Source organism: Nostoc sp. DSM 114167, from assembly GCF_052692655.1.
Genome location: NZ_CP195116.1, coordinates 26,307 through 45,011, shown reverse-complemented (window position 1 = coordinate 45,011; position 18,705 = coordinate 26,307). Strand labels below are relative to the sequence as shown.

Below are 18,705 nucleotides of genomic sequence, written 5' to 3'. Positions count from 1 at the left end.
CTCATCAAATTACAAACAGCTATCTTATGTTTACAAAATTGGCATTTGTGCTGATGTAGTAATTATATATGAGTAAAACAGGACAAACTTTAGAGTCTGGAGAGATTCTTCAATGCAGAGACGCAAATTAAGGAAGTGCAATGTCAAATTTTGATTTGGTTATTCGGCTATTTCTACAACTCACAGTTATTTTAGCAACTTGTCGCATTGTCACGATTATAGGACGCCGCTATCTTGGTCAAACCGATGTTGTTTGCGAAATGATTGCAGGTGTAATGCTAGGGCCATCACTTCTAGGATTGATTGCACCAGATTTTCAGCAATGGCTATTTCCTAAGCTTCCCATCATCACTGCTGTCGGACTCAAGATACCCAATCCATCGATGTCAATTTTATATGCTATCAGTCAGATTGGGTTGGTAATTTATATGTTTTTGATTGGTTTAGATTTTAATACCAAACTCTTAAAACATCACATTAAAAGTGCAAGTTTGCTATCTGCGGCTGGGATTATCACTCCTTTTATTTTAGGAGCGATCGCATCTTTTTGGTTTTATCACAATGGCGATTTCTTTCAACCAAAAGTCATGCCTTGGTCAGCTGCTTTGTATCTGGGTGCATCGATGACAATTACGGCTTTTCCAATGTTAGCTCGTATTCTTTACGAACGTGGTCTGACACAAACTCGCTTCGGTACTTTGGCTTTAGGTGCAGCATCGGTAGATGATGCAGTTGCTTGGTGTTTGTTGGCGATTGTGCTTGCTAGCGTGAAAAATTCTCTAAGCATTGCCATATTAGCAATTGGTGGTGGCATTTGCTATGTGCTATTTGCGATTTTTCTCGGTCAACCTCTACTGAAAGCGTTCACACGCATGACAAAACGCGAAGGCGTGAACAGACAAACCCTGACTTTAATGTTGATAATTTTGATGTTTTGTGCATGGTTTACCGATGTTACAGGTATCTATGCAATATTTGGGGCTTTTGTGTTGGGAGCAGTGACACCACGCGGAGAATTCGCCCAACAAATTCGCCAATATACGGAGTTTTTAACTACTTCTTTTTTATTACCGATCTTTTTTGTTTTTTCTGGATTAAATACTCAAATTGGATTGGTAAACACACCTACTTTATGGGGAGTGACGCTATTAATTATTACGATCGCAATTCTCGGTAAAGGTGTTGCTTGTATGTTGGCCGCAAAATTAGCCGGGGAAAATTGGCGCGAATCTGCAACTATCGGCGCTCTGATGAATGCTCGTGGTTTGATGGAGTTAATCATCCTCAATATCGGTCTAGAACAAGGTATAATTACCCCAACTTTATTCACTATAATGGTTATTATGGCAGTTATTACTACCTTAATGGCATCACCACTAATTGCCTTTTTATTGCACGGTACAAGCTATGAGAAATCTTCTACTTAAGCAAATTTAAATATTAGATTAATTAAGTATCTAGTACTTTACCAAGCTAGTAATGAAAAGTTTTTAGTAAGCGCTTTAGTGCTGAGAAAATTAAGGACTAAAGTCCTTACTACGAACTTGATTACCCATAACGGCTGCAACTAAATTGTAACAATAATTAATATAACAACGAAGTACAAATTATTCTTTGTTGTATCCACAAGCTTGACATTTTGCAGTCTTTTAAAGAATTATCTTAGGGAAACCAGATAGTTAATTTTGAGGAAACCATGCACATAGTTATTCTCGTTCTGGTTGAGGTGCTGATTGTTATTGGGCTTTCACGGCTAGTAGGGCTAGCATTCCGTTCTATTAAGCAACCACTAGTAATTGGTGAGATTGTCGCCGGAATTATGCTTGGCCCATCTTTATTAGGTTTAGTTGCTCCTCATCTAGCAGTTAGCTTGTTTCCACCAGAAACTTTTCCTTTTCTGAATGTTTTGTCTCAGGTGGGACTAATATTTTTCATGTTTCTGATTGGGCTAGAACTAAATCCCAAATATCTCGGCGGACAATTAGAAGTAGCAGTTTTAACTTCTCATGTCAGCATTTTAGTGCCGTTTTCTCTAGGAACATTGCTAGCGGTGATACTTTATCCCCTAGTTTCCGATGCAAGTGTATTCTTCACCGCCTTTGCTTTATTTTTGGGGGCGGCGATGTCGATTACTGCCTTCCCGGTTTTGGCGCGAATAATTACTGAAAACAATTTACAAGGAACGCGTTTAGGAACGTTGGCGTTAACTTGTGCAGCCGTGGATGATGTGACAGCTTGGTGTTTGTTGGCAGTTGCGATCGCAGTTGCGCGAACTGGTGACTTTGGTGGTGCTGTACCCACAATTATCGCCAGTATAGTTTACATCGGCTTGATGTTGACAGCCGGTCGTTGGTTCCTGCAACGCCTTGCTAAACACTACCTGCGTGCGGGACGACTCAGCCAATTACTGCTAGCTGGGATTTATATGGGTGTGGTTGCGTCGGCACTAATCACCGAACTAATTGGGATTCACTTAATTTTTGGAGCATTTTTGCTGGGAGCAGCCATGCCCAAAAATGAAGATTTAGTGCGAGAATTGGCAATAAAAACGGAAGATTTTGTCCTAATTTTCTTGCTACCAGTATTTTTTGCTTACAGTGGCTTAAAAACGCAGATAGGCTTGCTCAACCGTCCCGAATTGTGGCTTTTGTGTGCGTTGGTTTTAGCTGTAGCGATCGCAGGCAAATATGTTGGTACTTATGTAGCAGCGCGTGTCAGTGGCATTAGTAAACGAGAAGCCTCGGCACTCGGTTGGTTAATGAATACTCGCGGTTTAACCGAACTAATAGTGCTAAACATTGGTTTAGAGTTAAAGGTAATTTCGCCCCTAATATTTACCATGCTGGTAATTATGGCATTGGTAACTACCTTCATGACCTCGCCACTGCTGGAATGGACATATCCTAAAAAGCTGATCAGGTTAGATGTGGTGGAACCGGAGTTAGAAGCACAAACAGCTACCAGCGCTGCTGATGCCGAAACTTACATTCGTCCCTACCGAATTTTGGTGCCTGTGGCTAATCCGAGTACCCAAAAAGGCTTGCTACAGTTGGCAGCAAACATTGCCCTCAACTCCCGATATCCCTCTGTTGTAAACCCTCTGAGCTTGATTGAATTTGAAGAAGATTATGCCTTTGAAAGTACGCCAGTTGAAGCAGATCGATTAATTGCCCAGCGCCGCCAGCAGCTAGAAGAATTGATTAATACGCTCGAACCAGTAGAAACACGCTCTCATGTGCATCCGATCATTCGCATATCTAGTAATGTAGCACGGGAAACTGCACAGATTGCCGCACTCAAACAAGTTGATTTAATTCTTGTAGGATGGCATCGCCCAGCTTTTAGTAGCAACCGCTTAGGTGGAAGAGTTGGTCAAATGCTCACGACTGCGCCAGTTGATGTTGCAGTGTTTGTGGATAGGGGAAGCGAGCAATTAGAAAGCTTGTTGGTGCCTTATTCGGCAAATATTCATGATGATTTAGCGCTAATAATCGCTCTGAGACTGCTCATTAACCGTGAAACTTGTATGTTACAGGTTTTACAGGTTGTACCCGAAAATCACCTTAAGGATGAATTGGGTTACGAGTTAAATACAATGATGGAGCAATTACCGAGTAGTGTACGCGATCGCATTGAAATCAAAATTCTTGAAGCTCCAGATCCAATCCAAGGCGTAATTCAAGCTTCAGAAGGTATTGACCTAACTATTGCTGGCACCAGCCGCGCTTGGGGTATCGAGCGCCAAACCTTGGGAAGATATACAGATCAACTAGCTATTCAATGTCGTTCCTCTCTGCTGATTACTCGCCGTTACAGTCAAGTCACCGCTCATCTGGCTTCCATGCTTCCTGATGTTAGCAGTCAAGAGCCAACATTGAGGAGTTGACAACATGAATCATTTCAACTTCAAATCTTTAAGTTTTTACGGAGTAGCAATAATTTCAGTGCTACTGTTGTTTAAAACTGTCACTGTTTACGGAGAAAACAAACTCAAGGCTCCTTTGCCAGTTAACGGTCGCTATCGTCTAACCCTAGCGGAGAATTTGCCTAACTGTGAAAAATCGGATACTCTGACGTTAAACATTGAGCAGTCAGGTATTTACTTAAATGCCTCTGTATTACCGGCAAACGCTAACGCCGACACTGACGAAAAGCACTCTCTGGCAGGCATATTCAGAAATCAACAATTAAATTTATCTGGAAAAGTTGGTAAATCAATCCTTTGTAATATTCCTCGCCCCCAAAACGATCCTCTAACCTCAGTCACAATTCAAATGCAACTTGTGGATAAAGGTAATATGACAGGTCAATTAACCGTAAATGGTATTCCACAAACTCTGAAATTTACTGCTGTGCCTCAAAAAGCTAATTGAATTGGAGGATTGTTAGAGACGCGATTCATCGCGTCTACGAGATTCATCGCGTCTAAGGGATTGGAAGCGCGAAGTAAACAGCAATGTAAGTGCATTGTATGGGTTTTATGGAGCAAATAACAGAATGAATCGGAGACTAAAGACTAAGCAATTTTACCAATGGGGCAAGCAGTTATTTAGCATCAGTATATTAAGTTTTTATGCAGCGATCGCCCTCGAAACTTTCACTACTGCTGCTACACCAGGGGCAAAGCTAAATAATTGGCGTTTTTCTCCCAAGACACAGCAACTCGAAATCAATCTCTCAGCAGGCACAACTCCTCGTTATTTCTACTTAGCACAACCCTCTCGGCTAGTTGTAGATTTACCGAATACTAAGTTGGGCAAAGTTACCATGCAACAAAATTATTCTGGAGCAATCAAAAGTATTCGCGTTTCTCAACTCAACGCAAACGATACACGCATTGTCCTAGATTTAGCAGCAGGGACTATTTTTAATCCCAAAAAAGTACAACTGCAACCCATTTCTCGAAAAAACTCCACTCGCTGGGTATTACGTCCGGTTATTTCTGGTAAAACTACTGCTGTCAAACCAGGAAAGTCTGCACCTTCAGCCAAGAAACAACCTCAAGCACTGCAAAAGCCGCCTACCAATCTACCTGTAACTACTTATCCACAATCGCCCTCGCTCCCAGTTACACCACCATCCAATGAACTGCCCTCAACAATTACTACTAACTCAGGACAGCCTTTTGTCACCGTACCTGCTTTAAATTCAAATACATCCTCTCCCTCTCAACAGCCTGCTTCGATTCTTCCCCCTCCTTCTTTCCCAAATCAACCCGATAATTTAAATAACATTCCTCCTTTGGGAATATCAGAATTTCCAGTTCCAACAATCCCCAATGCTCCCGATCCCCCGATCATTGAGTTTGGTCAACCTTTACCCAAAACTAAGTCAATTGCCCCACCCACGAAGGGATGGGGCTTGTAACTAACCGATAGACTCGGCTGAAACATACGGTGCATTGACTGACACCTGCTCTTCCGTCCTTAACTGGGTAGAAGAGAGAATATAGTCAGAAATCTTGTAGATGGCAGATCAACTGGGATGCTAACAGTGCGCTTCATTAGACGTTTTCTAGGGGTTTATAGTACGCAACAACGATAGCCTCGTAAAGAGAATCTTCTTGCTTATAAACTTCGGTATCGACTAACTCCCAATCAGGGGTATCTGAATTTGAAGAGCAAGTTTTTTGATGATAGTTCCTTTATGAATTTAAGCTCCTTTACTGGCATCAACAGAATTAAATGTCATCGGCAATTCCCAAGCATCCATCATTACGGATGCTACCATCCTGCATGACTGTTCTACAGAAAATAGAACGTCCCAATCTGAACTCAAAATCATAAGTACTAGCTCCCAAGAGATTGGCATCAGTAAAATCGGCAGCACCAACAGCTTCTTCCAAGTCAACAGAGCGCAGGTTAGCATTTCGGAAACTGGTACCGAGCAAATCAGTACACCCCAAAATGGCTCCTTCAAGATTTGCTTTATCGAATCTAGCCCCATTCAAACGGGCTCTGTACATTCCAGCTCTTCGCAAATCAGCTTGGTCGAAAATAGCCCCTACAGCATCACATTCAAAGGAAACCCCTTGCAAATTACTTCTGTCCAATCTGGCTCCAGTAAGATTGGCTCCGGTGAAATCGGCTTGGCTCAGATTGGCATCAGTCAACTTGATAGCAATCAAATTAGCAAAACTCAAGTCAGCATTGGACAGGTTGATTCCTCTCAAATTAGCATTAACCAATACAATTTTCCTCAGACTGACTCCAGCAAAATCTCTCTCCCTAGCAGCATATCGCTGCAACAACTCCTCAACACTTATACTCATCTATCTTTGATTAAATTTATCCTTGAGGATTTGTACGCGTAGTGTCACAGTAGTAGTTATATTTGCTTACTCGTCTCTTGTGAAAGTATTTCATGAACGAGTAAGCTTTATCTACCTAGCACAAAATTTACATAATCCTTACATCTCATCCCCGTTTATGTACAGCGATCGCTCTTTGCGATCAACTTTATCGGCGATCGCTTCTATGAAACTGTATCAAAGACAATTGCCTAAGCCATCCCAACACTTTTAAATAGCTTTTAAAGCTGTAGTCTTTATTCCACATAGCTTAGAGCTTTTCTTAGTGCCATTCGGCTATGCCCTAATAAATAGACTTCTTGGCATTTGTAGGGAAAAGGGTAAGGGGGAAAGGGGAAAGGAATAATAAAAAACATGAGTCCCTTTAACCTTTCCCCTTTTCCCGCCTCTTGCAAAAATTACTTTTGCAAGAGGTCTAATGAATTACCTTTTTCCAACTAACTCCTTTACTTTGTTGATGATGCCTACTGGATCGATACCTTGATATGGGTACTGTTCCCACAAACCGCCGCAACCTTCTTTATAAGTTCCAAGATGGGCATATTTGGGAGTCAAACCCCGCTCTAGTAGCCAGGAACCAAAACGACTGCCTAAGCCAGTGCGACGGTTAAAGGGTTCTACTACAAGCACAAAAGGAGCATTACCAACTTTGGTAATTATTTCTTCATCAATGGTGTTTAAAGTTGGTTTGTTAATTAAACCAACGTCTAACCCATCTTGCTTCAGACGCTCTACAGCATCAACGGCACGGTAGAGAGCATCACCAAAGCTGATAATGTAGCCTTGCGTCCCTTCTCTTATAACTTCATCTTTACCAGGAACAAACTTGTAGCCACTTCCAAATAAGTCATTGCCGTTGCTGTCCTGAATATTGGGCACTTTGGAACGGGTGGAGAAAATAAACCGCAGTCCCGGCTCATGGAATACAGCTTCTACACAAGCTGTCATTTGATTATTATCTGCCGGAAAGTACAATTGTGTTGGGTAGCCATCATCCAAGCCATTGTCGGCAAACATATTGTTTATACCAAAATGGCAGCTGTTATCTGCCATGTCATCTATACCCGCATGGGAAAAATGACACAGAACATTGGAATAGTTCAGCCGTGCCATCGTGATTTCTGAGATACACATTTCTAAGAAGGCGCTGAAGGTCGCAAAAATACCTTGCTTGCCCTCGTCCATCCCGAATCCAGCCGCAGCAGAGAAGTTGCTTCGTTCCATGATGCCGGAGGAAATAAATATTTCTGGATATGTTTCATGAATTTTCTTCAAACCGCAGGAGCCTTCTAGGTCGCTATCGATGACCTTGATTTTTTCTTTACGCTCTGCCTCACTCATGCGACTGAGGACACCCACCACGGCTTCACCAAACACACTACGGTTAGCGCCCCATTTATCGCCAGAGCCCAGAAATGTATATGTTTGTTTGGGTTTCTCAATACTTTTAAGGTATTCGACAGCCGCAGTTTGTCCGCGAGATTCTAGATACTTAAGTGCTAAATCTACAGAAATGACATCATGGCCATGAATGGAGCCTTCTAAACCTTCGATACCAGGACACATCGGGCGTTTATTGATAATAGCGATCGCTCCGGGAGTATTCACAGCTTCGCTCAGACGACGGTATAAATCGTCTAAGTCTTCCCCGTCTCCCTGAAGTACTTTCAAACCGTGCCCTTCTAAGGTTTTGGCAACACTGAAACCTGGTAAATATTTAGAAGGATGTCCAGCGATCGTTACATCGTTGTCATCAATAATCAGCTTGACGTTGAGATGTTGAGCAACAGCCAAACGAGCAGCTTCAGCATCATTGCCTTCTTGCTGCGAACCATCAGAACCAAGACAAAAAACAGCCTTGCCTGGATTCGCCATTGCCACACCATTGATGTAAGGCCAAATATGACCCAAGCGCCCAGAACTAAATTTCACACCAGGAGTTAGTTTTAGTTCCGGGTGTCCGGGTAAATTGGAATGTGCTTGCCGATAACGTAAAAGTTGCTCGGCAGGTAAATCACCATGCAATGTTGCCATCAGATATTGAGTGGCGACTCGATGTCCTGCTTCATCAAAGAAAATCGGTACAAATTGCTCCGATGCTCCCCGGAAAAAGGCATCGAGAATCATTACCTCTGGCACTGTATCGTATGGCCCGCCAGTATGACCGCCGACTCCGCTAGCAGCGCCAGTCGCCGTAAAAAAAACGATCGCATCTCGGCAAAGTTGAATATTCGCTTTGAGAGTATCTCGTTGTTCAGCGGTGAGGCTGGAATTTGCGGGATTGAGCGCTAAAGGTTTGTAAGCACCGAGATCGATTGGAAATTGGGAATTCATAATAGTCGTGGTTTATTGATTGAATAAAAAACAATTTGAACAGAGGAAATGCGCGATCGCACTACAAAAAAATTGTTAAAACCCTCATTGAGCAACAATTATCCAAACTCAAGTTAACCACTCGGAACCTTTGTGGAACCGTGTGATTCGATCAAATGCCAAAATCAATACATGCAATTGTGCATGAATGTGCTTGAATTCAATTGAAGTTACGGATTACCGTACAGAGACTTGCATATCAATAAGTATAAACTCACAAACGTGCAATTTCAAGTTCAAAAACGCAAATTCAGGAAAATTAATTATGCTAACTGCTGAACGACGACAATTCATCTTAGAAATTCTGCGTCGTGATAAAAAGGTACTTTCGACAGAACTTAGTGCTGTTCTGAAAGTTTCTGAGGATACGATTCGCCGGGATTTGCGAGAACTAGCACAAACCGGACTATTGCAACGCGTTCATGGGGGAGCGCTCCTAAAATCTCCAGCCACCGCAAGTTATGCCGATCGCCAAAAGCAAGCGCCAAAAGAAAAGGAAGCGATCGCTCGGACAGCAGCAAAATTAGTTTGTACAGGACAGGTGGTAATTTTAGATGGAGGTACAACAACTCTCCAAGTAACCCGTCATTTGCCCCTAGATTTGCACGCAACAGTGATCACAAATAGTCCGCCAATCGCCGTTGCTTTAGCAGAACATCCCCATATAGAAGTTGTAATGTTAGGCGGACAACTCTACAAAAAAGCCTTGGTAAACGTCGGTACTGTCACAATTGAGACATTACGGATGATTCGTGCAGATTTGTGCATGTTGGGAGTTTGCAGTTTGCATCCAGAAGTTGGGATTAGTGTACCTAACTTAGACGAAGCCCATGTCAAACGAGCGATGATTGCTGGATCGGCTGAGGTAGTCGGATTAGTCACAGCAGAAAAATTAGACACTGCTGCTCCTTATCTCGTAGAGTCTATTCATGCCCTGACTTACCTAGTAACAGCACCAACAGTATCGAATAATATGCTGAGTGCCTACAAAGCTTTAGGTTTGACAATTATCCGTGACGAGTACGAATAATCTGATGAAGGAAGATGCGATCGCGGGGGATTGGGGAATAGGGAGACAAGGAGGACAAGGGAGACAAGGGGGAATTATTGAATCAATCTCTCTCCGAAGTTCTGATGCCTACAGCGGGCTACGCCAACGCCGGAAGCCGACGCTCAAACTTCTCTCCTTGTCTTCCCCCTCTTCCTTGTCTCCCTTATCTCTTCTCCAATGCCCCATTCCCCATGCCCAAATCTAAAATCTATCCGTTTCTTGGGGTGTTCCAACTGCTCCCGGTTGAGCGGTGAAAAAGTTTTGAGCAGCTTCATTCTGATATATACATCTAATATCAGGTTTGTCACTGTCCAAGTTACCTGTGAAACCAAAGGTGTTCAGGCGATTTTTGCACTCATTTACCTGCTCGGATGTCACCAGCTTACGTTGCTCTAACAGCGCCCAGTTATTTTGTCGCAGCACGCATCCAGGACGCATACTCGGCTGGGAAACATAAACATTAAAGGGGTTGAGAGTGACAAACAGTCTAGCGTCCATCACCATCGCGCTGGCTCCGTACTGCACGCAAATTTCCGGGTTCGGTGCTTTGGTGTCTATGAATTCACGGGAAGCTACATTTGCTGGTGCCAATGTGGTTGTAGAACTAAAAGCAATACCAATCCCAATTCCCAAAATCAACACCCCTCCCATAATTGCGATGGTGGTGAAGTTAAATAGAGGGGATTGGAAAATAGAGGGTTTAGAAGTAGTAGCCGATCTACCAGTAGATTTACGTCTCATTGTTGCTTAATCACCTTCACGCCAATTTGGGAGGGAGTAGTCTAAAGTTTTTTCTCCCTCTTTCAGTATGCCTATTCTTGACTGTAATTGCCTGCGATTTTCTCTGCGATATTCTTGTTAAATGAGAAAAATACTAGTTTATCTAGATATTGGCACAAAATTTTAATACTTTTAATTGTTATCAGATATAGCTATTTACTTTCACAATTAATCTAGTCAGAATGCTTAAACTATCTAACTTTTGTTGTTAATTATTCAATTTTTCGGATGAGATATTTTTGTTTACCCTAGTCGTACGCCAAGGGAACGCAAGTAGGGTAAAGGTTAAGGGGGAAGGGGGAAAGGGTTTAAATCCCTTTCCCTTTTCCCTTTCCCCTTTCCCCAGTCCTCCTTAGCATTTTTGGGTTCGCAGACTACTAGTAATTGATGTGTAAAACAATGTAAATTAAGATTTAATGAAATTTTAATAACTAATTGAAAGCAAGTGACATCTCAAAGAGCGCTACCTTCGGGCAAGAGGTTCAATTCGCAACTTCAAATCTTTCTGGCTGATAGTCTGACTATTTTTTGGGGAGATTGGTTAGATTTACGCGTGAGAATTTTACCAGTTGCGGCATCAGGTTTAATATCGCCACTGATATATATTTTAGCTTTTGGCTTGGGTTTAGGTAGTTCCATCAAACCCGGTTCGGGAATTAGTGGTAACTATAACAACTATTTGGAATTTATATTACCGGGGATGGTGGCGCTGTCGTCGATGACAGTTAGCTTTGCAGGAACGACATTTTCAATTTGTGGAGACAGATTATTTACCAAAACCTTTGAGGAATTGTTGTTAACTCCCATAAATCCCTTAGCGCTGTACATCGGTAAAATGCTGGCGGGAGTCGTGCGGGGTTTGATGACTTCCGGTTCCGTGATTTTGGTAGCGTTGCTCTTAAGTGGAAACTGGAATTTTGTCAACCCACTGTTTTTACTGCTAGTGGTGCTCAATTGTGCCGTATTTGCTGGATTAGGGGTGATTGTAGGGTTGAGTGTGCGATCGCTCGAATCAGTTGGACTCTACAACAACTTTATAATTATCCCCATGTCATTCTTAGGGGCAACCTTCTTTGACCCTGGTACATTACCAGCAGCCCTTAAAATCGTAGTTTACCTGTTACCGTTAACCTACGCCAGCATTGGACTGCGTGCAGCTGCCCATTTACCCTTGTCTCAGTTTCCTTGGTACAGCATACCGATTTTGTTGGCGATCGCGATCGCTCTTTCTCTCTGGGGTGGTTATAAATTTGCTCATCAACAAGATTAAAGCTTGCATTTCATCTCAAACCTGCTATGTAGCGCGTATTTGATTGCGTGAAAAAACTCAGTACACATTTATTCCTTCTTCCCTATTCCCTCCCTACGCAAATAATTTCTCCGAATCAAAGCGGATTCCTATAGTTCATTAAGAGTGAGGATAATTACTGATAATTCACATATTGTCTAATCTGTCAATGTATAAGTTATAATTTGGATTTTTTATAAAGATTGCGTGAAATTACTAGTTCTCATGATAAAGCATTACAAGAATTGCTTTATAAATCAACCTATGAGTAAATATCAACTCAGGAAGCAAGCACACATTAACCACTATTTATCTAGCTGATAGGTAGCGGTTGAAAGATGAGTTTTTGCTGTTTGATTTAAACCATGCGGTGTAGCATTCTGTGAATCAATATCAAAAGGACACAAATATGACTAGAATTGCCACAAAAATAGCCTTGTCTGTTCTAGGAACAGCAGGAATTAGTTTTTTGTCTTGGACACCAGCAAGAGCCGTCATTTTTGTAGAACCCATTGTGACGACTAAAAATCAAGCCATACTCGATATAAAAAAACCAAGAACCCTTACAGACTATCTACCAGGGCAAGTAATAGAATATGGTGTTCCAGATGTAGCTAATAATTTTCTAAATGCCACCGGGAAAGATATAAATAGCTTGGTCTTTGATTTAAAAACCTTGTCTTATAGTAATCCGAATTCTACTCCACCATTTGATAATGAAAAAGTAGAATGGGGAGATGTTAATGGAGATGGGAAGATTGGTAACTCTGTTAATCCCGATCTCAAGGATATTTTTAAAGACATTACCATTGCTGGTAGTACTGTCACTTTTAGTGGTGGCGTCATCCCAAACGGAAGCTTGTTTTACAATCCATTCGCTACCCTGCCAAATCTAGCGCCAGGTGCTGGAATCATTCCACCAATTCCAGCAGAGCAAGAAGATAAAGATGGCCCGATCAGAGTCGCTGCTTATTACACCGCTGTTCCTGAATCAACTAACGTTTTGGGCGTACTGGCTTTTGGCGCTTTAGGCGTAGCTTTAAGATTAAAGCGATCGCTCTGTTAAAGAGAGTAGGGAAGAAGCAAGGGAGCAAGGGAGCAGGGGAGACTTGGGGACAAGGAGGACAAGGAGGACAAGGGGGAATTATTGAACAAGTTTCTCCCAAGTCTCCCCCCTCTTCTTCGTCTACCTTGTCTCTTCTCCTCTTCCCCTTTTCCCCTCTGCCCCTCCGCACCTCTGCCTCTTGTGCCCCTGCCCTCATTCTGTAATTAACTCACGATACACTGTCATTGTTTCCTGATGAACGCGGGCAACACTCAGCCTGTCTAGATTTTTCTTTGCCCGCTGTTTCCATTCTTGCAGCATCTCGGCATTACTCAGTAATTGCACTAAAACCCCAGCTAAAGCATGACTATCTTTTGCTGGGACTAAAAGGCCTGCTCGCCCGTTGTCTAAAGCTTCAGGAATCCCGTCTACCTGAGTGCCAACGATCGCAATTCCAGTTTCTCTAGCTTCCGAAAGCACCAAAGGGCACGGATCGCGGTGAGAAGCCAGCACAAATATGTCACAAGATATCAGATAGCGTTGAGGTTCTGGTTGGAAGCCTTCAAAATGAATGCGCTCTTTTACAGAAGTTGCTTGTGCCTGTGCTTCAAATAGCTGTTTATCAGGGCCATTTCCTACCAAATAAAGATGGGCTTGGGGAAAATCTGAGGCAATTTGTTCAAAGGCAGCAATTAACTCAGCAATTCCCTTGCGTTGATACATCCCGGCGACAGTGGCGATCGCTGGATGCTGTAATGGTAAAGGTTGATAATCTTGGATTTGTCGGGTGCGAGGACTGCCTAAAGTTCCGTTACATACCACCCGCAACTTATGTTCTGGAATACCACGCCTAATCATAGAATCACATACAGCCTGACTGACAGCAATTACTCTGTCAGCTAAACCCATCAGCAAGCTAGCACGCTGAAATTCATTGTGGACTGTAGAAACTAAAGCATATTTGCGTCCCTTAAAAATGCGTGCTAATATTACCCCCGTCATCATGTGAGCATGAACAATATCCGGCTGAAATTCAGCTGCGATCGCTCGGTAACGTATAGCTGCTTTAATCGTATTTAGCAATTTTCTGCTTTGGTCTAAGTGGTAATGTTTGACACCACAAAGCTCTAGTAAAGCCTCGTATTCTCCACCAGCAGAAACAACCGCTACCTCATAACCAGATTTTGCCTGTAGACAAGCCATATCCACAGCCACATTCACAATACCGTTACCTATTTCTTGAACGTGGTTCAAAATATGTATGATTCGCATAAGCTGTGAAATGTGTATAAAAAATAAGGATAAGTAACTGAATAGAAATCAACATAATTTTTGAAGTCTTCAGCGACAACTAAAAAGTAGTCAGTAGTGCGTAAAATTGACCACTTTCTACTGATGAAGAGCGCTTCTAACCAGTTACTTAGCTTAAAGACTTATTCAGTAACGGCTCGATAAATCGGGGTAAAACTTCAAAATTTTGAATATGTTATTTCAAGTCGCTACAGCCTTATTTTCTATTTCTCAATACCCTGGTATCGAACTCTAGTACATCACAGCAGATATATAAATCCCATTTCACACAGCAGTCAAAACAGAGAATAAAAGTCTTTTTATTTTTGAGTTTCAAGTACTCCATCCAGATTGAAGCAACTCAAGCTAGTAACGTCCTCATCTAGTACTGAGAGTTCGACTGGGCGCTCATGGGCAAGTCCACCAGTGGCATAGAATCTAATTCTAAATTCTGAAGACTGGCGCTTTTATTCTGGGCATTTTGCCAGACATCATAGTAAAACTCAATCAATACAAGTTTACGAACCTGAGAATTGTTTCCCTGAGAGCGGCGTGATGAAATAGCAGTTAGCAAAAACTTCCAAGACCGAGGAGAAAGTATAGATGGATCTATCATTGAAAGAAAACTCTTGAGATTTTTTTGCTTCAGTGCAACTAAAATCCAATGGAGTCTTAGGTAATTTTTTATATCCTGAAAGACAGGAATCTTTGAGCGATGTTGCTCATTTACCAGGGCGTAAATTTTTTCCTTCATTAAAATATTTGTCGCCAACCGCCGAGACAAAGAAAACTTCTGATTATACGCACCCGGCCAAATAGTGCGGTAGGCAAGACACTGGTTGAAGAAAATAGCATCGCCAAACTGAGCAATCCGAATCCAGGAATCGATGTCATCACAGTTAGCATCGAGTGTGGAGTCCCAACCGCCACTTTGGAGGAAAGCATCACGTCGACAAGCTACTTGCACAGGTGTGCCAAAGGGTACAAGCTCTAAAAGCATCCCGTAATGAATATCGGCTTGGGGGATATAAAAAGCTAAACCGGGGCCAACTTGGGGGGTGCGAGAGAGTTCAACTTCATTGCCATCCACCTGAGCCGCCACACAAGAGCAGATTACAGCATCGGGACGAAGGGCGATCGCCTTTGCCATCTCTTCTATGCAGTTAGGCGCTAAATAGTCATCATCATCTAAAAACTTAATCCAGTCGCCGCTAGCTTTGGCAACTCCAGCATTTACCGTTGCTGCATGACCAAGGTTTACTTCGTTACGATGGTAAACAACCTTATCCCCTAAGCTTTTGAGATAGGTTTGGGTGTCATCATCAGAACAATCGTCAGCAACAACCACCTCGCACTCGATTGTTTGGTTACGAGCCGAATTAATTGCTCTTTTCAGCAAATTCAAGCGATTATAGGTACTGATGACGATACTAAATCTCATAAATTTTTCCTTTGTAGTACGGCATTCTGCAATATAGCTTCGATCTTTAAGCTGTTGTATCAGTACAATTATCAATCCTAACAAGTAGACTGAAATAGGATTATCGATTTATCATTGATGATCGTGAGTTTTTTTAAGCAGACAGAAAGACTATGAACGCTCAAGAGATTATCCGCTCCATTGAAGCGGAACAGATAAAATCGAATGTGCCCGACATTTATGTGGGTGACACTGTAAAAGTGGGAGTGAAAATCAAGGAAGGCGAAAAATACCGCGTGCAACCCTACGAGGGAGTTGTGATTGCCAAGCGCAATGGCGGCATCAACGAAACTATTACAGTTCGTAAGGTTTTTCAAGGCGTGGGCGTTGAGCGGGTATTTCTGTTGCATTCTCCCCGAATTGACAGCATTAAAGTGTTACGTCGCGGTAAAGTCCGACGTGCTAAACTGTATTATCTCCGCGATCGCGTAGGTAAAGCAACCCGAATCAAGCAACGGTTTGACCGCCCTTTGTGATTCGTCCTTGAAAAGTATGGGAGAAATCTCAAGCTGCAAGCGGCATCTGCCGCTGACTTGTTTTAAGGGCAAAATTAAGGTATGATATAAATCGCATATTGCGTTAAACTGAAATTTAGTTCAGCGCAATCACTGAATCAAAAACAGCTTGTGCGCTCTTAGTTCAGTTGGTAGAACGCAGGTCTCCAAAACCTGATGTCGGGGGTTCAAGTCCTCCAGGGCGCGCTCAAGAGCAAAAAAACAAAGCCCGAAATAATTACGCAGCTGCTAATATAGCAGTTAGCGCTAATAATTTCGGGTAAACTTATTGTATTTGCAGTTGTTTTGCTTCCAGTAAGTAAAATAGAGTCGAAACTGCAAACCTAGATGACAATTAAACAGGATCTAGTATAAGAAACGGGGGATAAACGGTCGTGGCCAAAAAAAGTGAAGCAGAATTGCCAGAAACCACAAATGGGTTTAGCTTTGGCAACTTCATCCAGGGAACCAAAGAAGAACTTGAAAAAGTAGTTTGGCCCAGTCGGAAACAGATAGTGAGCGAATCCGCCGCTGTATTGTTAATGGTGGCACTCTCCGCATCTTTGATATACTTGGTCGATGGATTGTTTCATTGGGCAGCAAAACAGGTGTTCTAATGAGTTTTGCAACAGATGAACCACGCAACTCAACGTTGCAGTCAGAAGAAACAGCAGAAGCAGCAGAAGCAGCATCAAAAGAAGCACGCTGGTATGCAGTACAAGTAGCTTCAGGCTGTGAAAAGCGTGTAAAGACTAACTTAGAGCAACGCATTCAAACTTTTGATGTAGCTGACAAAATTATCCAGGTAGAAATTCCGCAGACGCCAGCGGTGAAAATCCGTAAAGATGGCAGTCGCCAGCATACAGAAGAAAAAGTTTTCCCTGGTTATGTGCTGGTGCGGATGATGATGGATGATGATACTTGGCAGGTGGTACGCAACACCTCTCATGTAATTAACTTTGTCGGTTCAGAACAAAAACGTGGTAGCAGCAAGGGTCGCGGTCATGTCAACCCCATACCACTGAGTTCTTCAGAAGTTGAACGTATATTCAAACAAACCAGCGAACAAGAAGCTGTTGTCAAAATTGACATGGCTACTGGTGATAAGATAATGGTGCTTTCTGGTCCATTTAAAGACTTTGAAGGTGAGGTGATTGAAGTCTCTCCAGAACGGAGTAAACTTAAAGCCTTGCTCTCAATTTTCGGCAGGGATACACCAGTAGAATTGGAATTTAATCAGGTAGAGAAACAGAGTTAAATACAAATGGCGAAGAAAGTAGTGGCGGTCATTAAACTGGCCCTGAATGCTGGAAAAGCCAACCCAGCACCGCCAGTTGGTCCCGCCTTGGGTCAACATGGTGTCAACATCATGATGTTTTGTAAAGAGTACAACGCCAAAACAGCAGACCAAGCTGGAATGGTGATACCTGTAGAAATTTCGGTTTTTGAAGACCGGAGTTTTACATTCGTACTCAAAACGCCACCCGCATCAGTACTGATTCGGAAGGCGGCGAAAGTTGAAAAAGGCTCAAATGAACCCAACAAAAAGAAAGTTGGGTCAATTACCAAAGCACAATTGCAAGAAATAGCCCAAACCAAACTCCCTGACCTCAATGCCAACGACATAGACGCGGCAATGAAGATTGTAGCAGGAACGGCTAAAAATATGGGTGTAACAGTTACGGATTAGTCATTAGTCATTGGTCATTAGTCATTGGTAAGTGACGAAGGACAAATGACAAAGGACAAATAACCAAAAATTATCGGGGGAGAGGCGAGGCTTCGGAATTACCCCAGGAGAAAAAAATGGCAAAAATATCACGTCGTTTGCAGGGTCTGCAAGCAAAAGTAGAAGATAAGGACTATCAACCCCTAGAGGCTTTAGCCCTTCTTAAAGACACAGCAACAGCTAAATTTACCGAAGCTGCGGAAGCGCATATCCGGTTGGGAATTGACCCCAAGTATACAGACCAACAGTTGCGGACAACGGTAGCACTGCCCAAAGGTACAGGACAAATCGTTCGGGTGGCGGTGATAGCCAGAGGCGAAAAGGTAAATGAAGCTAGCAGTGCTGGTGCTGATTTAGTTGGTTCAGAAGAACTGATTGACGAAATCCAGAAAGGTAGACTGGATTTTGACAAGCTGATTGCCACACCCGATGTGATGCCACAGGTGGCAAAGCTGGGTAAGTTGCTTGGACCGCGTGGTTTGATGCCATCGCCCAAGGGTGGAACTGTAACATTTGACTTAGCAAGTGCGATCGCAGAATTCAAAGCAGGTAAATTAGAATTCCGAGCTGACCGAACTGGTATTGTCCATGTTATGTTTGGTAAGACAACCTTCTCGCCTGAAGATTTGTTAGTTAACCTAAAGGCATTGCAGGAAACGATTGACCGCAATCGTCCTTCAGGAGCTAAAGGTCGTTATTGGCGCACATTTTATGTGTCAGCCACAATGGGGCCATCAATTAAAGTTGATATCAGTGCCCTACGAGATTTGAAACTGAGCCAAGCAGCTTAATTTTTAGTCATTAGTTCTTAGTCATTTGTCATTTGTAAAGGCAAAGGGCAAAGAACAAAGGACGAATGACAAAT

The 18,705-nt window shown here is 42.6% G+C and carries 18 protein-coding genes and 1 tRNA gene; 14 read left to right on the top strand and 5 right to left on the bottom strand.

Annotated features, from left to right (window positions below; all coding sequences use genetic code 11):
- Positions 1 to 140: 140 nt before the first annotated feature.
- The 4 genes from NSTC731_RS00280 to NSTC731_RS00265 all read left to right on the top strand — a co-directional run bounded on the left by NSTC731_RS00280 (position 141) and on the right by NSTC731_RS00265 (position 5,367).
- Entirely contained in the window at positions 141 to 1,427 is a 1,287-nt protein-coding gene (locus NSTC731_RS00280; RefSeq protein WP_445629094.1) for a cation:proton antiporter, read from the top strand.
- Between the two features lie 269 nt (positions 1,428 to 1,696).
- Complete coding sequence (locus NSTC731_RS00275) at positions 1,697 to 3,886, top strand: cation:proton antiporter (RefSeq protein WP_445629093.1); 2,190 nt, start codon at positions 1,697 to 1,699, stop codon at positions 3,884 to 3,886.
- A 4-nt stretch (positions 3,887 to 3,890) separates the two neighbouring features.
- Positions 3,891 to 4,373, top strand: coding sequence for a hypothetical protein (locus NSTC731_RS00270; RefSeq protein ID WP_445629092.1), 483 nt, complete (start codon positions 3,891 to 3,893; stop codon positions 4,371 to 4,373).
- A 124-nt stretch (positions 4,374 to 4,497) separates the two neighbouring features.
- Positions 4,498 to 5,367, top strand: coding sequence for an AMIN domain-containing protein (locus NSTC731_RS00265; protein WP_445629091.1), 870 nt, complete (start codon positions 4,498 to 4,500; stop codon positions 5,365 to 5,367).
- 313 nt (positions 5,368 to 5,680) lie between these two features.
- On the opposite strand, the gene NSTC731_RS00260 is transcribed toward NSTC731_RS00265, so the two are convergent.
- The gene (locus NSTC731_RS00260; protein WP_445629090.1) at positions 5,681 to 6,271 is read right to left on the bottom strand and encodes a pentapeptide repeat-containing protein; all 591 of its coding nucleotides are present in this window, start codon (positions 6,269 to 6,271) and stop codon (positions 5,681 to 5,683) included.
- Positions 6,272 to 6,733: 462 nt separating this feature from the next.
- On the bottom strand, positions 6,734 to 8,644 hold the full coding sequence (locus NSTC731_RS00255; protein ID WP_445629089.1) for a transketolase C-terminal domain-containing protein: 1,911 nt from the start codon (positions 8,642 to 8,644) through the stop codon (positions 6,734 to 6,736).
- A 304-nt stretch (positions 8,645 to 8,948) separates the two neighbouring features.
- Here NSTC731_RS00255 and NSTC731_RS00250 point away from each other — a divergent pair, with 304 nt between their 5' ends.
- Positions 8,949 to 9,713 carry a DeoR/GlpR family DNA-binding transcription regulator gene (locus NSTC731_RS00250; RefSeq protein ID WP_322671085.1) on the top strand — a complete coding sequence of 255 codons (765 nt, stop codon included), beginning with the start codon at positions 8,949 to 8,951 and terminating at the stop codon, positions 9,711 to 9,713.
- Positions 9,697 to 9,939 (top strand): hypothetical protein, encoded by a 243-nt coding sequence (locus NSTC731_RS00245; protein ID WP_445629088.1) that lies wholly within the window; start codon positions 9,697 to 9,699, stop codon positions 9,937 to 9,939. Before NSTC731_RS00250 ends, NSTC731_RS00245 begins: the two co-directional genes overlap by 17 nt.
- Here the strand turns inward: NSTC731_RS00245 and NSTC731_RS00240 are convergent.
- Entirely contained in the window at positions 9,936 to 10,475 is a 540-nt protein-coding gene (locus NSTC731_RS00240) for a DUF3172 domain-containing protein (protein ID WP_322695423.1), read from the bottom strand. The genes NSTC731_RS00245 and NSTC731_RS00240 overlap by 4 nt on opposite strands.
- 484 nt (positions 10,476 to 10,959) lie before the next feature.
- Between NSTC731_RS00240 and NSTC731_RS00235 the strand changes: the two genes are divergently transcribed.
- Positions 10,960 to 11,784, top strand: a complete 825-nt coding sequence (locus NSTC731_RS00235; protein WP_445629087.1) for an ABC transporter permease — start codon at positions 10,960 to 10,962, stop codon at positions 11,782 to 11,784.
- Between the two features lie 427 nt (positions 11,785 to 12,211).
- Positions 12,212 to 12,868 carry a hypothetical protein gene (locus NSTC731_RS00230; protein ID WP_445629086.1) on the top strand — a complete coding sequence of 219 codons (657 nt, stop codon included), beginning with the start codon at positions 12,212 to 12,214 and terminating at the stop codon, positions 12,866 to 12,868.
- Positions 12,869 to 13,060: 192 nt separating this feature from the next.
- Here NSTC731_RS00230 and NSTC731_RS00225 read toward each other — a convergent pair whose 3' ends face one another.
- Together NSTC731_RS00225 and NSTC731_RS00220 are read right to left on the bottom strand one after the other, a co-directional pair.
- Positions 13,061 to 14,119 (bottom strand): glycosyltransferase family 4 protein, encoded by a 1,059-nt coding sequence (locus NSTC731_RS00225; RefSeq protein ID WP_445629085.1) that lies wholly within the window; start codon positions 14,117 to 14,119, stop codon positions 13,061 to 13,063.
- Positions 14,120 to 14,519: 400 nt separating this feature from the next.
- Positions 14,520 to 15,578, bottom strand: coding sequence for a glycosyltransferase family 2 protein (locus NSTC731_RS00220; RefSeq protein ID WP_445629084.1), 1,059 nt, complete (start codon positions 15,576 to 15,578; stop codon positions 14,520 to 14,522).
- Positions 15,579 to 15,730: 152 nt separating this feature from the next.
- On the opposite strand from NSTC731_RS00220, the gene rplS reads away from it, so the two are divergent.
- The 6 genes from rplS (at position 15,731) to rplA (ending at position 18,631) form a co-directional block, all read left to right on the top strand.
- Positions 15,731 to 16,093, top strand: a complete 363-nt coding sequence (rplS, locus tag NSTC731_RS00215) for a 50S ribosomal protein L19 (protein WP_322671078.1) — start codon at positions 15,731 to 15,733, stop codon at positions 16,091 to 16,093.
- Positions 16,094 to 16,245: 152 nt separating this feature from the next.
- A tRNA-Trp gene (locus NSTC731_RS00210) sits at positions 16,246 to 16,318 on the top strand.
- A 188-nt stretch (positions 16,319 to 16,506) separates the two neighbouring features.
- Positions 16,507 to 16,728 (top strand): preprotein translocase subunit SecE, encoded by a 222-nt coding sequence (gene secE / locus NSTC731_RS00205; RefSeq protein ID WP_292734334.1) that lies wholly within the window; start codon positions 16,507 to 16,509, stop codon positions 16,726 to 16,728.
- Positions 16,728 to 17,369 (top strand): transcription termination/antitermination protein NusG, encoded by a 642-nt coding sequence (nusG, locus tag NSTC731_RS00200; RefSeq protein WP_445629083.1) that lies wholly within the window; start codon positions 16,728 to 16,730, stop codon positions 17,367 to 17,369. Before secE ends, nusG begins: the two co-directional genes overlap by 1 nt.
- Before the next feature lie 6 nt (positions 17,370 to 17,375).
- Positions 17,376 to 17,801, top strand: a complete 426-nt coding sequence (gene rplK / locus NSTC731_RS00195; protein ID WP_094348918.1) for a 50S ribosomal protein L11 — start codon at positions 17,376 to 17,378, stop codon at positions 17,799 to 17,801.
- A gap of 116 nt (positions 17,802 to 17,917) precedes the next feature.
- Entirely contained in the window at positions 17,918 to 18,631 is a 714-nt protein-coding gene (rplA, locus tag NSTC731_RS00190) for a 50S ribosomal protein L1 (protein WP_445629082.1), read from the top strand.
- Positions 18,632 to 18,705: the final 74 nt, after the last annotated feature.

Excerpts from the sequence above, each read along its gene's own strand:
- NSTC731_RS00260 (WP_445629090.1), bottom strand. The coding sequence starts at position 6,271 with ATGAGTATAAGTGTTGAGGAGTTGTTGCAGCGATATGCTGCTAGGGAG.
- NSTC731_RS00240 (WP_322695423.1), bottom strand. The coding sequence starts at position 10,475 with ATGAGACGTAAATCTACTGGTAGATCGGCTACTACTTCTAAACCCTCT.
- NSTC731_RS00275 (WP_445629093.1), top strand. The coding sequence starts at position 1,697 with ATGCACATAGTTATTCTCGTTCTGGTTGAGGTGCTGATTGTTATTGGG.
- NSTC731_RS00270 (WP_445629092.1), top strand. The coding sequence starts at position 3,891 with ATGAATCATTTCAACTTCAAATCTTTAAGTTTTTACGGAGTAGCAATA.
- NSTC731_RS00280 (WP_445629094.1), top strand. The coding sequence starts at position 141 with ATGTCAAATTTTGATTTGGTTATTCGGCTATTTCTACAACTCACAGTT.
- NSTC731_RS00250 (WP_322671085.1), top strand. The coding sequence starts at position 8,949 with ATGCTAACTGCTGAACGACGACAATTCATCTTAGAAATTCTGCGTCGT.
- rplK (WP_094348918.1), top strand. The coding sequence starts at position 17,376 with ATGGCGAAGAAAGTAGTGGCGGTCATTAAACTGGCCCTGAATGCTGGA.
- rplA (WP_445629082.1), top strand. The coding sequence starts at position 17,918 with ATGGCAAAAATATCACGTCGTTTGCAGGGTCTGCAAGCAAAAGTAGAA.
- NSTC731_RS00225 (WP_445629085.1), bottom strand. The coding sequence starts at position 14,119 with ATGCGAATCATACATATTTTGAACCACGTTCAAGAAATAGGTAACGGT.
- rplS (WP_322671078.1), top strand. The coding sequence starts at position 15,731 with ATGAACGCTCAAGAGATTATCCGCTCCATTGAAGCGGAACAGATAAAA.
- NSTC731_RS00230 (WP_445629086.1), top strand. The coding sequence starts at position 12,212 with ATGACTAGAATTGCCACAAAAATAGCCTTGTCTGTTCTAGGAACAGCA.
- NSTC731_RS00255 (WP_445629089.1), bottom strand. The coding sequence starts at position 8,644 with ATGAATTCCCAATTTCCAATCGATCTCGGTGCTTACAAACCTTTAGCG.
- NSTC731_RS00265 (WP_445629091.1), top strand. The coding sequence starts at position 4,498 with ATGAATCGGAGACTAAAGACTAAGCAATTTTACCAATGGGGCAAGCAG.
- nusG (WP_445629083.1), top strand. The coding sequence starts at position 16,728 with ATGAGTTTTGCAACAGATGAACCACGCAACTCAACGTTGCAGTCAGAA.
- NSTC731_RS00220 (WP_445629084.1), bottom strand. The coding sequence starts at position 15,578 with ATGAGATTTAGTATCGTCATCAGTACCTATAATCGCTTGAATTTGCTG.